Origin of the sequence: Stenotrophomonas sp. TD3 (assembly GCF_001939825.1) — a bacterium.
GTDB lineage: Bacteria > Pseudomonadota > Gammaproteobacteria > Xanthomonadales > Xanthomonadaceae > Stenotrophomonas.
In genome coordinates, this window is the sequence record NZ_MOYM01000001.1 from 123,950 (window position 1) to 137,993 (window position 14,044).

Below are 14,044 nucleotides of genomic sequence, written 5' to 3' on the forward strand. Positions count from 1 at the left end.
CCCGGAATGAACAACAAAGGAACTCTGCTTTGAACAAGAACATGCGCATCCTGATCGTCGACGACTTCTCGACCATGCGTCGAATCGTCAAGAACCTGCTGGGCGATCTGGGCTTCACCAACACCGCCGAAGCCGAGGACGGGCATGCCGCACTGTCGCTGCTGCAGAGCCAGCCGTTCGACTTCGTGGTCACCGACTGGAACATGCCGGTGATGACCGGCATCGAGCTGCTCAAGGCGATCCGTGCCGACGCCAAGCTGAAGACCCTGCCGGTGCTGATGGTCACCGCCGAAGCCAAGCGCGAGCAGATCATCGAAGCGGCCCAGAACGGCGTGAACGGCTACATCATCAAGCCGTTCACCGCACAGACGCTGGAAGAGAAGCTGGGCAAGATCTTCGAACGCCTGGCGGCCAGCGCCTGATGGATACCACGGTCGACAAGAACGCCCTCGCCCTGCGCCTGCAGGAGGCCCTGGACGCACTGGAGTCCGGTGACGAAGCCGCGTGGCGGCAACGCATCGACGGACTGGTCGCGCTGCGCACGCAGCCGATGATGAGCGGCCTCTCGCGGCTGGCCCGCGAGCTGGGCCAGGCCCTGGGTGAACTGCCGACCGTGCCCAGCGAGGCCGGCGAACTGGACGATGCCTGCGCACGCCTGGACCACGTGGTGGCGATGACCGAACAGGCCACCCACCGTACCCTGGACCTGGCCGAGGAGTGCCGCAGCCTGACCGAACAGCTGCGCGCCGAAGGCCTGCAGCCGGGCCAGGACGCCCAGCTCGAGCGCATCCGCCACAACCTGACCGAGATCGCCCTGACCCAGAGCTACCAGGACCTGACCGGTCAGATCATCCGTCGCGTGGTCGGCATCGTCCGCCGCGTGCACGAAGGCTTCGGCGCACTCGGCCTGCCGCCGGAACAGCATCGCACCGACCCGGAACTGGCCGGGCCGGCACTGAAAGGACTGGACCGCCACGCGGTCTCGCAGAACGACGCCGACGACCTGTTGTCGGATCTGGGGCTGTAAGCATGAGCGCGGTATCCGACGACATCACTGCCGATTTCATCATCGAGGCACAGGAAATCCTGGATCGCCTCGGCGAACAGCTGGTGTCGCTGGAGCAGGCACCGCAGGACACCGAACAGCTCAACGCGGTGTTCCGGGGTTACCACACGCTCAAGGGCGGCGCCGGCTTCCTTGGCGTCACCGCCATGGTCGAGCTGTGCCACGCCGCTGAAGAAGCGTTGGGCGCCGCACGCGCCGGCCAGGCCGTGCTGCAGGCCCACCACTTCGACGCTGCCCAGCAATCGCTGGACTACCTGCAGTCAATGCTGGACGCCGTGTCTTCCGGCACCGAACCGGGTTATGCACCGCCGGACCTGATCGCCCAGTTCGATGTGCATGGCGGCGCCGCCGCGCCCGCCGCCGCTGCCGCCGCACCGGCGGCCGGTGCTGGCGACCTGATCACCGACGACGAATTCGAGGCCCTGCTCGACCAGCTGCACGGCGGCAACGCACCGACCGCGGTGGCGCCGGCAAAGAAGGCCGACGACGGACTGATCAGCGAAGACGAGTTCGAAGCCCTGCTCGACCAGCTGCACGGCGGCGCCGCACCCGGCGCCAAGGCCACAGCTGTGGTGGCACCGGCACCGATCGCTGCCCCGCGCCCGGCGGCCGCACCGGCACCGGCGGCCAAGCCGGCCGCCAAACCGCTGGCCGAAGCCGAACACACCGTGCGCGTGGACACCAAGCGCCTGGACGCGATCGTCAACCTGATCGGCGAACTGGTGCTGTCGCGCAATCGGCTCAAGACCCTGCGTGCGCGCCTGCGCGACGAGGAGCTGGACCGCGCCGTGTCCACCCTGGACATCGCCACCGCGCGCCTGCAGTCGGCGGTGATGCGCACCCGCATGCAGCCGGTGGGCAAGGTGTTCTCGCGCTTCCCCAAGGTCGCCCGCGACGTCGCCCGCTCGCTGAAGAAGGAAGTGGACCTGGAGCTGATCGGCGCCGAGACCGAGCTCGATCGCAACCTGGTCGAAGCGCTGGCCGACCCGCTGGTGCACCTGGTCCGCAACGCCATCGACCATGGCGTGGAAATGCCCGACCTGCGCGAAGCGCAGGGCAAGCCGCGGATCGGCCATGTGCGGCTGTCGGCACAGCAGGAAGGTGACTACGTCAGCATCGAGGTGCAGGACGATGGCGCCGGCATCGACCCGGAAAAGCTGCGCGCGAAGGCGCGCGAGAAGGGCTTGATCGATCCGGAGGCCGCCGCCCGCCTGAGCAGCGAGGAGTGCCTGCACCTGGTGTTCCTGCCCGGCTTCTCGACCAAGCAGCAGGTCACGGATATTTCCGGCCGGGGCGTTGGCATGGACGTGGTGCAGTCGCGCATCCGCGAACTGAGTGGCCAGATCCAGATCCAGTCGGAGCTGGGCCGCGGCAGCCGCTTCCTGATCCGCGTGCCGCTCACTCTGGCGATCCTGCCGACCCTGCTGGTGCAGGCCGGCGAGGACGTCTATGCGCTGCCGCTGGCGCGCGTGATGGAAGTGCTGCACGCACCGCGCACCTCGCTGGGCTGGTTCGATGGCCGCGCCGTGCTCGACCGCCGTTCGCACACGCTGCCACTGGTCGATCTGCGCCAGTGGCTGGATGTGACGCCCGCCGCGTCGACCCTGCTGACCATCGTGGTGCTGCAGGCCGGCGAAGCGCGCTTCGGCCTGGTCGTGGACCAGGTGCGCGGGCGCGAGGAAGTGGTCATCAAGCCACTGCCGAAAGCCCTGCGCGGCCTGCGCGGTTACGCCGGTGCAACCTTGATCGGCGATGGTCGCATGGCGCTGATCCTGGATGTGGACGGCCTGCGCAGCCCGCACGACTGACCCGCTTGCTGAACCCGTAAAACTGTGAAGTCGCACCAGTAGCCCGTACCGGTGTCTCAAGTCCCATTCATACAAGCCGATACCGGATCCATGGATAGACTCAGCCTCATTGGACTCTTTCTCGCCCTGGCCTCGCTGGTCGGCGGCAGCATCCTCAAGGGCGCCGGCCTGGCGTCCCTGTGGTCGCCTGCGGCGTTCGTGATCGTCATCGTCGGCACCGTGGCCGCGATCCTGCTGCATACGTCGCCGGCGGTGTTCAAGCATGCGTTCAAGATCGTGCGCTGGGTCGTGCGCCCGCCGCACAGCGACCGTCGCGAACTGATCCAGCAGATCGTCGAGTGGAGCAACATCGCCCGCCGCCAGGGCCTGCTGGGCCTGGAATCGCAGGTGGAAGCACAGCAGGACCCCTTCCTGCGCAAGGGCCTGCAGCTGCTGGTGGACGGTGTCGAGCCCGAATCGATGCGGCACATGCTGGAAATCGAACTGGGCAGCCAGGAACACCAGGACCAGGCCGGTGCCAAGGTGTTCGAGGCGATGGGCATCTATGCACCGACGCTCGGCATCATCGGTGCCGTGCTCGGCCTGATCGCGGTGATGAAGAATCTGGCCGACCCCAGCAAGCTCGGCCACGGCATCGCCGCTGCGTTCACCGCAACGATCTACGGCATCGCCTCGGCCAACCTGCTGTTCCTGCCGATCTCGGCCAAGCTCAAGAGTGTGATCTCGCACAACACGCGCGACCGCGAAATGGTCATCGAAGGCCTGATCTCGATCGCCCAGGGCGAGAACCCGCGCAACATCGAAACCAACCTCTCCGGCTTCCTGCACTGACATGGCCCGCCGCAAGCACCACGAAGAGCACGCCAACCACGAAGCATGGGCGATCCCCTATGCCGACCTGATGACGCTGCTGCTCGCCTTCTTCGTGGTGATGTACGCGATTTCCTCGGTCAACGAGGGCAAGTACCGGATCATGGCCGACGCCCTCACCGATGCCTTCGGTGGCGCACCGCGCACGATCAATCCGGTGCAGGTCGGCAACAAGCAGGTGCAGGGCGGCGGCTGGGACAGCCCGTCGGTGATCAAGTCCGGCACCAAGGTCGGCCCGTCCGCACCGGCGCCCTCGCACGACCCGACCCTGCTGCCGTCGATGGCCTCGCAGATGCGCATGCCGGTTTCGGTACACAACCAGGAACAGATCGCGCGCGCCGAGCGCCAGCTCAACACCATCGCCGACCGCCTCACCGCCGCGCTGGCGCCGCTGATCGACCGCGGCATGATCAGCGTGCGCCGCACCGAGCTGTGGATCGAAGTCGAGATCAACAGCGACATCCTGTTCCCGACCGGCTCGGCCGCGCTGGACGTGCACGCACGGCAGACCCTGGCCAGCCTGGCCGAGGTGCTGCGCGACGTACCCAACAGCGTGCGCGTGGAAGGCCACACCGACAACGTGCCGATCGCCACCGCCACCTTCCCGTCCAACTGGGAGCTGTCGGCCGGACGCGCCGCCAGCGTGGTGCACCTGTTCGCCGACCAGGGCGTGCAGCCGTCGCGCCTGGCGATGGTCGGCTACGGCCAGTTCCGCCCGCGCGAAGAGAATGACAGTGCGCAGGGCCGCAACCGCAACCGCCGGGTGATGGTCATCATCCTGGCCGACACATCGCACTCGGTGGATCCGCTGGGCCAGCGCCTGAACGCGGCCACCGGCGCCACCGACAGCACCGCCACCGAACAGGCCGCAGCAACGCCGGCCAGCGCCCCCACCTCCCCCATCGCACCGGTGACGTTGCCGCCGGTGCCGGCTGGCAGCCGCGTCGGCGCCGCCGTTCCCCCGGCAATGAAGGAGTAACCCGATGCGCATCTGGGCAGTCGCCAACCAGAAGGGCGGAGTCGGCAAGACCACCACCACCCTCGCCCTCGGCCGCGGGCTGGCCGCGCTCGGCCATCGCGTGCTGCTGATCGACCTTGATCCGCATGCCTCGCTCAGCCGCGCCTTCGGCGTGCCGGTGGATCCGCCGCCGGCCGGCGTGCTGGAACTGTTCGGCGCACCGCCCGCCGACCTTGCCAGCCTGTGCCATGCCAGCAACATCCACGGCCTGGACTACGTCTGCGCACAGTCGGCGCTGGCCACGCTGGAACGCCGCAGCGCCAACCAGCCCGGCCTCGGCCTGGCCCTGCAGAACGCGCTTGCGCGACACCAGGGCCAGCACGACTACATCCTGCTGGACTGCGCACCGACCCTCGGCCTGCTGATGATCAACGCCCTGGCTGCCGCCGATCGCCTGATCATTCCGACCCAGGCCGAGCCGCTGGCCCTGCACGGCCTGGATGGCATGGTCCGCACCGGTGAGATGGTCGAGCGTTCGCGTCGCCGGCCGCTGCCGATCTCGATCCTGCCGACCCTGTTCGACCGACGCACCCGCGCCGGCAACGAGTCGCTGCGCACCATGCAGGACCGCCATGGCAGCCGCGTGTGGGAAGACGCGATTCCGATCGACACCCGCATCAGCAACGCGGCGGGCCTGACCCTGCCGAGCGTCGGCGAGGACTACCCGGGCCGCGGCCTGGCCGCCTACCGGCGCGCCCTGAACTGGATCCTCGGCGAGGATGCCCGCGCCCTGGAGCAGGCCGCATGAACAGCACCGGCATCCTCGACGACTACCTGGACGAACTGCTGGGCGAGGCGATCGCGCCGGCCGCCGCTGCCGTGCCCGCGCCGATCAGCGCCGCCCCGGCCAAGGCGACCGAAGCCGCCGCCGAGCGCGAGCCGACCTGGGATGACCTGCCGGCCGAGGTGATCTACGAAACCGAACCCGAGACCGTTGCCGCTACCCCTGCCGTGGACAACGCCGCGCTGGAAGCCGCTTTCGATGCCGCCTCCGCGCCCGTCAGCGTGATCGATGCAGAACGCGAACCCACCTGGGACGATCTGCCGGCCGAAGTGATCTACGAAACGGACGCCGTCGTCGCGCCCCCGGCCGCGGATGAGGCTGCACTGGAGGCGGCCTTCGAGGCCGCCGCCGCACCGGCCAGCACCGCGACCACGGAACGCGAGCCGACCTGGGATGACCTGCCCGACGAAGTCATCCACGAAACCGCGCCGGCACCCGCTGCGGCTGCTGCGAACACCGGCCCGGAACCCACCTGGGACGATCTGCCGGACGAAGTGATCTACGAGACCGATCCGGCGGACAGCCATCGTCTCGCCCACACCGACAGCCCTGGCCTGCAGGCCGCCTTCGAGGCGGCCGCCGGTGGCGAAGACGTTCCCACGCCGCCGCCCGCCGTGGTCGCAGCGCCAGTGGCAGCACCGGCGGCACGTCCTGCACCGGCCCCGGCCGCACGCGCTGCCGCCACACCGCCGCCGCGCGTCGCCGTCGATGCACCCGCAGGCAACCGCCCCGGCACCTGGCAGGAGCTGCAGGCGCAGGCCCACCAACCGGCCCGCAGCCCGCACCCGCAGAACCGTCGTGCCGGCGAACGCACCTCGCGCTGGCTGCGCCTGCGCTGCGGCACCCAGGCCTATGCCCTGGAACTGCTGAAGGTCCAGGAGGTCGTGCTGCCGGTACCGCTGCTGCCGTTGCGCGGCACCGCTGCAGCCATGCTGGGCATCATGAACCTGCGCGGCCAGGTGGTCCCGGTGATGGACCTGGGCCTGCACCTGGGCGCGGCCGCCGCCGAGGACGACGCGCAGACCCGCATCGTGGTGCTGGAAGAAGACGGCGAGACCATCGGCCTGCGCGTGTCGGCAGTGGAAGATGTCGCCAACCTCACCGATTCGCAGATCGAGCCACCCGATACCGCGCGCATCTGCCAGATCTCCAACGACCTGTTCCGAGGCGTGGCCCGGGTCAGCCAGCGCCCGATGATCCTGCTCGACGCCACCCGGCTGTTGAGCTGAGCCGCAACGGAAAAAGGGGACGGAGGGGATTAAGTCGCAGCTGGCTCGGCGCTTAGCGTCGACGCGATGCCTGTCGGGGACGCAAGGAATTGATCCATTGGATCAACCCCTTACGTCCCCACTGCGCGGTCGCCGTTGCTACTGGCAATCGCAGAGCGGCGCGGCCGTTTGCGACCTAATCCCCTCCGTCCCCTTTTCAAGGGCGACCCGAAAAGCACCGCATCGACGCACCGCGTCGATTCTTCTAAAGAACCCCACCGGGGTGCCGTTATGGATCACGGAACCGTTTGTCCGGAGCAACGATGAGCACTGTCGAACTGGGTGGGGATCTCGGCATCGAGAGCACTACCGAGCTCAAGAACCGCCTCGCCCCCCTGGTGGAGCAGGCAGGCGAGCTGACCCTGGATGCCAGCCAGGTCGCCCGCATCCACACGGCCGCCGTACAGGTGCTGTGTGCGTTCGTGCAGGCCCGCCGCGAGGCAGGCCTGGGCACCGGCTTCCACGGTTGCACCGCAACCTTCCGTGACGCCGCGCGCCTGCTGGGCGTCACCCAGGCCCTGGGCCTGGACGTAACCCATGACAACCTGAAATCTGTGGAGAACGCTGCATGAGCGCACGTATCTTGGTGGTGGACGATTCGGCGTCGATGCGCCAGATGGTGTCCTTCGCCCTCACCTCGGCCGGTTTTGCCGTCGAAGAAGCTGAAGACGGCGCGGTCGCGCTCGGTCGCGCCAAGGGCCAGCGCTTCAATGCGGTGGTCACCGACGTCAACATGCCGAACATGGATGGCATCGCGCTGATCCGCGAGCTGCGCCAGCTGCCGGACTACAAGTTCACCCCGCTGCTGATGCTGACCACCGAATCGGCCGCCGACAAGAAGTCCGAAGGCAAGGCCGCCGGCGCTACCGGTTGGCTGGTCAAGCCGTTCAATCCCGAACAGCTGGTCGCCACCGTGCAGAAAGTGCTGGGCTGATCGCCCGGCACCGCTCCCCCTCTTCGCTTCCGGACCACCACTGCCATGAGCATGGACCTGCAACGCTTCCACGCCACCTTCTTCGAGGAGAGCCGCGAAGGCCTCGACGCGATGGAGGCTGGCCTGCTGGCCCTGGAATCGGGGCAGCAGGACGCGGAGATCATCAATTCGGTGTTCCGCGCTGCCCACTCGATCAAGGGCGGCGCCGGCACCTTCGGCTTCGACGCGATCGCCGGCCTGACCCACGTGCTGGAGACGCTGCTCGATGAGCTGCGCGCCGGCAAGCGGGCACTGGAAGGCCACGCCGTCGACGCCATGCTGTCCTCGGTGGACGTGCTGCGCGCCCTGCTGCGCGAAGCCGAACACGGTCAGGCCGCCGACCCCGCCGCAGTCGCTGCGGTAAAGGCGCGTCTGGAAGCGGTTCTTTCCGGCCAGGCCGCAGCGAATATCCCGGCGTCCGCCGCAGCCAAGGTGGACGATACGCCGGAAGCCTGGCAGATCGGCTTCACCCCGGCGCCGTCACTGTTCATGAGTGGCAACGACCCGCTGCGCATCATCCGCGAACTTGAACATCTGGGTTCGCTGCAGGTCGCCGCGCGCATGGACCGCCTGCCGGGCTTCGCCCAGCTTGATCCGCTCGAGGCCCACCTGGCGTGGGACCTGGGCCTGGTCGGCAAGGTGCCGCGCAGCAAGATCGAAGACACCTTCGCCTGGGTGCTGGACGACTGCGAACTGGACATCCGTCCGGCCGCGCCGCCGAGCCTGGCGACCCAGGCACCGGCCGCGGCCGCTCCCGCTCCGGCGGCAGCGGCGCCGTCGGCTCCCGCCGCGCCTGCCGCCAGCGGGGGTGCCAGCCAGGAAGCAGAAACCTCCATCCGCGTCAGCGTGGACAAGGTCGATGCGCTGATCAATCTGGTCGGCGAACTGGTCATCACCCAGGCCATGCTCAAGCAGGTCTCGCACGCGCTGGACCCGGTCCACGCCGAGAGCCTGTTCGCCGGCCTGGACCAGCTTGAACGCAACACCCGCGACCTGCAGGAAGCGGTGATCGGCGTGCGCATGCTGCCGGTCGATGCGGTGTTCCGCCGCTTCCCGCGCCTGGTCCGTGACCTGTCCAGCCGCCTCGGCAAGCAGGTGCGCCTGCGCACCGTCGGCGAAGGCACCGAACTGGACAAGGGCCTGATCGAAAAGATCGCCGATCCACTGGTGCACCTGGTGCGCAACTCGATCGACCACGGCCTGGAAATGCCCGACGTGCGTCGCGGTGCAGGCAAGGACGAAACCGGCACGATCACCCTGGCAGCCTCGCATCAGGGCGGCCACATCGTCATCGAAGTCAGCGACGACGGTCGCGGCCTGGACCGCACCAAGATCCTGGCGAAGGCCCACGAACGCGGCCTGGCCGTGCCGGACAACCCGACCGATTCGCAGGTCTGGGACCTGATCTTCCAGCCGGGCTTCTCCACTGCCGATGCGGTCACCGACCTGTCAGGACGTGGCGTCGGCATGGACGTGGTCCGCCGCAACATCCAGGCGCTGGGGGGCGAGGTGCAGATCGAAAGCAGCCTCGGCGCCGGTACCCGCACGCTGATCCGCCTGCCGCTGACCCTGGCCATCCTCGATGGCATGACCGTGGCGGTGGCCGGTGAAACCCTGATCCTGCCGCTGGCCTATGTGCTTGAGGCGTTGCAGCCGCAGGCCGAAGACATCCGCAGCATGGCCGGCGAAGGCCGCGTGCTGCGCGTGCGCGGCGAGTACCTGCCGATCCTGTCGCTGAGCGAGTACTACGGCTACGGCAACCGCGCACCCGGCAGCGAATCGCTGGTGGTGGTGGTCGAAGGCGATGGCCAGAAGATCGCACTGGAAGTGGACGAACTGGTCGGCCAGCAGCAGGTGGTGGTGAAGAACATCGAGAACAACTACCGCCGCATCGGCGGGGTGTCCGGTGCCACCATCCTCGGCGACGGCCGCGTCGCGCTGATCGTCGACATCGGCGGGCTGGTGCGTTCGCTGCGGATGCCGCAGGCCGCCTGATCCACGCAGCATGCGTGCACTGGACCGCCGCCCCTCGGGGCGGCGGTTTTTGTTTGCGTGCGCTCCAGCAATGTGTGGCTGGGGTCAGATCCGCGCCCGAACCCATTCCGTGATCTCCGTCGCCGCGCTGGTTTCGTTCGCAACCACGCCACGCAAGCGAAAGCCCCGCCACTGCAGCACTTTCGCGCCGTCCTCCCTACGCAGCCGAATGTGATCTGCGTCCATAAAGTCCGCCCGGAACGCGCCGTTATTCCGCAATGACGGCCGTCACCGAACCCCACCGGGCACCACCGTTCGCGATGCAACCACCCCAGCCGGCGCACCGCCGCCGGCACCCTGCCCACCTGGAGCACCCCGCATGAAGTGGTTCCAAGATCTGCCCATCGCCCGCAAGCTGGCCGTGGGGTTCACGCTCACCACGTTGATGACCCTGGTCCTCGGCGCCTTCGCCCTGCTGCGCCTGAGCGAAGCCAACAGCCAGCTCCGCGAAATGGCCGGCAACGATATTCCCTCGGTCCAGCACCTGGGCGAAGCGCGCTCGCAGCTGGGCGAGTTCCGTACCTACGAACTGGCCCTGCTGAGCATGCTCGACCAGCCGGAAAAGGTGGCCGACTACAACAAGCGCATGGACGACACCGCCAAGGCCGTGCATGACGAGCTGGCCGCGTACTCGGCGCTGCCGGCGCTGGACAAGGAGCGTGAACTCTATCGCGCCGCGAACGTGCAGCTGGAGCGCTACTTCGCCGCCAACAAAGCGATGCGCGAAGCCGTGGCCGCCGGTGATGGTGCCCTGGCGCAGCAGATCTCCGACGAACAGTCGCGCCCGGCGCGCCGGGATCTGTTCGCCGCGATGAAGACCCTCGGCACCCACATCGCCGGCCTCATGGACGGCAAGATCGCCGCCGCCAACGCCACCCACCGCACCAGCATGATCGCCATCGTCAGCTGCATCGTGCTGCTGTCGCTGGTGGCCGCCGCGCTGGCCACGGTCATCTCACGCGCCGTGACGGGTCCGCTGGGCAAGGCCGTGCACGCCATCCAGGCGGTGGCCCGTGGCGACCTGAGCGTCAGCACCCAGGCCACCAGCAAGGACGAAGCCGGAAGGATGCTGGCCGCCACCGCCGAGATGACCGCGATGCTGCGCCGCTTCAGCGAGCAGACCCAGCTGATGGCACAGATGCACGCGGGCCCGGACATCAGCCATCGCATTCCGGAGGATTTCCCGGGTGTCTATGGCCAGCTGGCCGGCGGCATCAACACGGTGATCTTCGAGCACCTGGACGCCATCCGCGATGCCATCGACGTGCTCAACCAGTACGCCATCGGCAACCTCGCCCCGGACGCCCGCCGCCTGCCGGGCAGCCGCGCGATCCTGCACGAATCGATGGATGCAGCCAAGGCCAGCCTGCTGGCGATCAACTCGCAGATCCAGCAGCTGGCCGCAGCGGCCGCAGCCGGCGACTTCAGCCAGCGCGGCGACGCACAGCGTTTCCAGCACGACTTCAAGCTGATGATCGAGCACCTCAACACCATGATGCAGGTGGCCGACGGCAACCTCGGCCAGCTCTCGCAGCTGCTGCAGTCGATCGCCGCCGGCGACCTGACTGCGCGCATGGAAGGCCAGTTCAACGGCGTGTTCGCACGCATGCGTGACGACGCCAACACCACCGTTGCACAGCTGACCCAGATCGTCGGCCAGATCCAGGCCAGCGCTTCCAGCATCACGCTGGCCGCCGGCGAGATCGCCTCCGGCAACAGCGACCTGTCGCGCCGTACCGAGCAGCAGGCCGCCAATCTGGAGGAAACCGCCGCTTCGATGGAGGAACTGACCTCCACCGTGCGCCAGAACGCCGAGCATGCCCGCCAGGCCAACCAGCTCGCCATCGGCGCGCATGGCGTCGCCTCGCAGGGCGGCGATGTGGTGGGCCAGGTGGTCACCACCATGTCGGCCATCGAAGCTTCGTCGAAGAAGATCGCCGAGATCATCTCGGTCATCGACGGCATCGCCTTCCAGACCAACATCCTGGCGCTGAACGCCGCGGTGGAAGCGGCGCGTGCCGGTGAACAGGGCCGCGGTTTCGCCGTGGTCGCCAGCGAAGTGCGCACCCTCGCCCAGCGTTCGGCCGCCGCCGCCAAGGAGATCAAGGGCCTGATCGACGACTCGGTCGGCAAGGTCGCCGAAGGCTCCAGCCTGGTCCACCAGGCCGGCAGTACCATGGGCGAGATCGTCGCCTCGGTGCAGCGCGTGACCGACATCATGGCCGAGATCTCTGCGGCCTCGCAGGAACAGTCGGCGGGCATCGAGCAGGTCAACCAGACCGTGGTGCAGATGGACGAAACCACCCAGCAGAACGCCGCGCTGGTGGAAGAAGCCACCGCTGCGGCACGTGCGATGGAAGACCAGGCGGTGCAGCTGGGTGAAGCCGTGGCCCGCTTCAGGCTGGCATCGCAGGGCACGACAGCCATTCCGGCACGCCCGCTGGCAGCACCGGTACCGCGCCAGGTCGCGGCCGCCGCACCTGCGGCAAAGCCGGCTCCCGCACGCCCGTTGCGCAGTTCGGCGGCGCAGCCGGCACTGGCCGCGGACGGCGACTGGCAGGAGTTCTGATGTATCCGGGGTCGGATCCCTTTTCTGCGGAAGAGGAATCCGACCCCACACGCATGGAAAGTGATGTAATTCTCACTTCATAATCCGGGGCAGAGGCCGATATCCCCATCGAGCCTCGCGCCAACGCGTGCTGGCGCCCGCCCCTGACCGTAGATTCCATGTCCGACGGCAACGACACTGCAGTGCATGATGTCCACGCGGCTGATGCCGCCGACGAACGTTTCCTGGTCCGCAACCCGCGCCAGCTGCGCCAGCTGCTGCGCTCGCTGATCGACCAGCGTTCGTTGATCAACGCCCATATCGACGGCCGCGACCGCTCGTTCCCGACCGCCCTGCTCGACCTCGACGAAGACGAGGACTTCCTGCTGCTCGATGGCAGCCCGCAGGAAGCCTCCAACCGTGCCGCCGAACAGGCCGACCACCTGCTGTGCTTTGCCCAGCTCGAACGCGTGCTGGTGCGCTTCCGCCTGCACGAACTGCAACGCGTGGACAACGACGGCCATGTGGCCTTCCGCGCCCCGTTGCCGGACGAACTGGTGCACCTGCAGCGCCGCGAACTGTACCGGCTGGAGACGCCGGTCACTGATTCGCCGCAGCTGCTGCTGCCGCCCGGCGAAGCGCGGGCAGAAGCGCTGTCGATGCGGGTGGTGGACATCAGCGGCGGCGGCCTGGCCGTGGTGGTGCCCAATGACTGCGCGGTGTTTGGCCTGCAGAAGCGCTATCCGGCGCAGTTGTCGCTGCCGGACGGCCCCGACCTGGATATCGAACTGGTGGTCTGCAACCTGCTGCCGCAGCGCCAGCCCAATGGCATCGAGGTCAAGCGCGTGGGCATGCGCTTTGAAAGCCTGCCACGCGGCGCCGACAGCGCCATCCAGCGCTACATCTTCCGCATCGACCGGCAGCGCAAGGCCCGCCGCAACGGCGAGCTCTGAGGCGGTCCGACCGGTAGTGCCGACCGCTGGCCGGCAACCCTGGAACGCATGCCGGGGTCAGATCCCTTTTCCCTGAAAAGGGATCTGACCCCATCCACGCACCCTCCCCGGTAGATCCACGCCATGCGTGGATGCCTTCCCCCGGCACCTAAAGTCCCCCCCGGCGGGGCCGATATCGAGCCTGACACCGGGACTTCCGGCAGAACCAGGACCCCTCGATGAACGACAAGACCAGCTCCGCCGCAAGCACCGGTGGCGAATTCCTCAGCTTCACCCTTGGTGACGAGCACTACGGCGTGGACATCCTCAAGGTGCAGGAAATCCGTGGCTACGACGCCGTCACCCGCGTGCCCGATGCCCCGGACTACATCAAGGGCGTCATCAACCTGCGCGGCACCATCGTCCCGGTCATCGACCTGCGCCTGAAGCTGCGCCTGGACAACGCCCGCTACGACGCCTTCACCGTGATGATCGTGCTGAACGTGGAAGACCGCGTGGTCGGCATCGTCGTCGACAGCGTCTCCGACGTGATCCCGCTGTCGGCCGAGCAGATCCGCCCGACCCCGGAATTCGGCGCCGCCGTCGATACCCGCTTCATCTCCGGCATCGGTACCCACGACGATCGCATGCTGATCCTGCTGGACATCGAGACCCTGCTCGACAGCGCCGACATGGGCCAGGCCAGCCTCGCCGAAGACGTCGCCGCCTGAGCAAACGGAACT

The 14,044-nt window shown here is 68.0% G+C and carries 12 protein-coding genes and 1 pseudogene; all 13 read left to right on the top strand.

Going from position 1 to position 14,044, the window contains the following annotated elements:
- Window positions 1-29 precede the first annotated feature (29 nt).
- Complete coding sequence (gene cheY / locus BKE09_RS00570) at window positions 30-422, top strand: chemotaxis response regulator CheY (RefSeq protein ID WP_005413247.1); 393 nt, start codon at window positions 30-32, stop codon at window positions 420-422.
- Complete coding sequence (locus BKE09_RS00575; protein WP_006442968.1) at window positions 422-1,027, top strand: protein phosphatase CheZ; 606 nt, start codon at window positions 422-424, stop codon at window positions 1,025-1,027. The genes cheY and BKE09_RS00575 overlap by 1 nt, the downstream gene beginning before the upstream one ends.
- Window positions 1,028-1,029: 2 nt before the next feature.
- Entirely contained in the window at window positions 1,030-2,874 is a 1,845-nt protein-coding gene (locus tag BKE09_RS00580) for a chemotaxis protein CheA (protein WP_075674544.1), read from the top strand.
- 90 nt (window positions 2,875-2,964) lie between these two features.
- Entirely contained in the window at window positions 2,965-3,705 is a 741-nt protein-coding gene (locus tag BKE09_RS00585; RefSeq protein ID WP_014037096.1) for a flagellar motor protein, read from the top strand.
- A gap of 1 nt (window position 3,706) precedes the next feature.
- Window positions 3,707-4,552 (top strand): annotated as a pseudogene (gene motD / locus BKE09_RS00590) (flagellar motor protein MotD); the annotation flags it as partial.
- A 175-nt stretch (window positions 4,553-4,727) separates the two neighbouring features.
- Window positions 4,728-5,510: a ParA family protein gene (locus tag BKE09_RS00595; protein ID WP_014037094.1), complete on the top strand. Its 783-nt coding sequence runs from the start codon at window positions 4,728-4,730 to the stop codon at window positions 5,508-5,510.
- Complete coding sequence (locus BKE09_RS00600; RefSeq protein WP_075674545.1) at window positions 5,507-6,775, top strand: chemotaxis protein CheW; 1,269 nt, start codon at window positions 5,507-5,509, stop codon at window positions 6,773-6,775. Before BKE09_RS00595 ends, BKE09_RS00600 begins: the two co-directional genes overlap by 4 nt.
- A gap of 302 nt (window positions 6,776-7,077) precedes the next feature.
- Window positions 7,078-7,386 carry an STAS domain-containing protein gene (locus tag BKE09_RS00605; protein WP_014647026.1) on the top strand — a complete coding sequence of 103 codons (309 nt, stop codon included), beginning with the start codon at window positions 7,078-7,080 and terminating at the stop codon, window positions 7,384-7,386.
- The gene (locus BKE09_RS00610) at window positions 7,383-7,748 is read left to right on the top strand and encodes a response regulator (protein WP_005409521.1); all 366 of its coding nucleotides are present in this window, start codon (window positions 7,383-7,385) and stop codon (window positions 7,746-7,748) included. The genes BKE09_RS00605 and BKE09_RS00610 overlap by 4 nt, the downstream gene beginning before the upstream one ends.
- 45 nt (window positions 7,749-7,793) lie before the next feature.
- Window positions 7,794-9,782, top strand: coding sequence for a chemotaxis protein CheA (locus BKE09_RS00615; RefSeq protein WP_075674546.1), 1,989 nt, complete (start codon window positions 7,794-7,796; stop codon window positions 9,780-9,782).
- A 358-nt stretch (window positions 9,783-10,140) separates the two neighbouring features.
- Entirely contained in the window at window positions 10,141-12,390 is a 2,250-nt protein-coding gene (locus tag BKE09_RS00620; RefSeq protein ID WP_075674547.1) for a methyl-accepting chemotaxis protein, read from the top strand.
- A 158-nt stretch (window positions 12,391-12,548) separates the two neighbouring features.
- Window positions 12,549-13,322, top strand: a complete 774-nt coding sequence (locus BKE09_RS00625) for a flagellar brake protein (protein WP_014037089.1) — start codon at window positions 12,549-12,551, stop codon at window positions 13,320-13,322.
- Between the two features lie 218 nt (window positions 13,323-13,540).
- Window positions 13,541-14,032, top strand: a complete 492-nt coding sequence (locus tag BKE09_RS00630; RefSeq protein WP_075674548.1) for a chemotaxis protein CheW — start codon at window positions 13,541-13,543, stop codon at window positions 14,030-14,032.
- Window positions 14,033-14,044 lie beyond the last annotated feature (12 nt).

What these genes read in the sequence shown, in the direction of transcription:
- BKE09_RS00575 (WP_006442968.1), top strand. Translation starts at nt 422, where the DNA reads ATGGATACCACGGTCGACAAGAACGCCCTCGCCCTGCGCCTGCAGGAG.
- BKE09_RS00625 (WP_014037089.1), top strand. Translation starts at nt 12,549, where the DNA reads ATGTCCGACGGCAACGACACTGCAGTGCATGATGTCCACGCGGCTGAT.
- BKE09_RS00615 (WP_075674546.1), top strand. Translation starts at nt 7,794, where the DNA reads ATGAGCATGGACCTGCAACGCTTCCACGCCACCTTCTTCGAGGAGAGC.
- BKE09_RS00630 (WP_075674548.1), top strand. Translation starts at nt 13,541, where the DNA reads ATGAACGACAAGACCAGCTCCGCCGCAAGCACCGGTGGCGAATTCCTC.
- BKE09_RS00610 (WP_005409521.1), top strand. Translation starts at nt 7,383, where the DNA reads ATGAGCGCACGTATCTTGGTGGTGGACGATTCGGCGTCGATGCGCCAG.
- BKE09_RS00620 (WP_075674547.1), top strand. Translation starts at nt 10,141, where the DNA reads ATGAAGTGGTTCCAAGATCTGCCCATCGCCCGCAAGCTGGCCGTGGGG.
- BKE09_RS00580 (WP_075674544.1), top strand. Translation starts at nt 1,030, where the DNA reads ATGAGCGCGGTATCCGACGACATCACTGCCGATTTCATCATCGAGGCA.
- BKE09_RS00595 (WP_014037094.1), top strand. Translation starts at nt 4,728, where the DNA reads ATGCGCATCTGGGCAGTCGCCAACCAGAAGGGCGGAGTCGGCAAGACC.
- BKE09_RS00600 (WP_075674545.1), top strand. Translation starts at nt 5,507, where the DNA reads ATGAACAGCACCGGCATCCTCGACGACTACCTGGACGAACTGCTGGGC.
- BKE09_RS00605 (WP_014647026.1), top strand. Translation starts at nt 7,078, where the DNA reads ATGAGCACTGTCGAACTGGGTGGGGATCTCGGCATCGAGAGCACTACC.
- BKE09_RS00585 (WP_014037096.1), top strand. Translation starts at nt 2,965, where the DNA reads ATGGATAGACTCAGCCTCATTGGACTCTTTCTCGCCCTGGCCTCGCTG.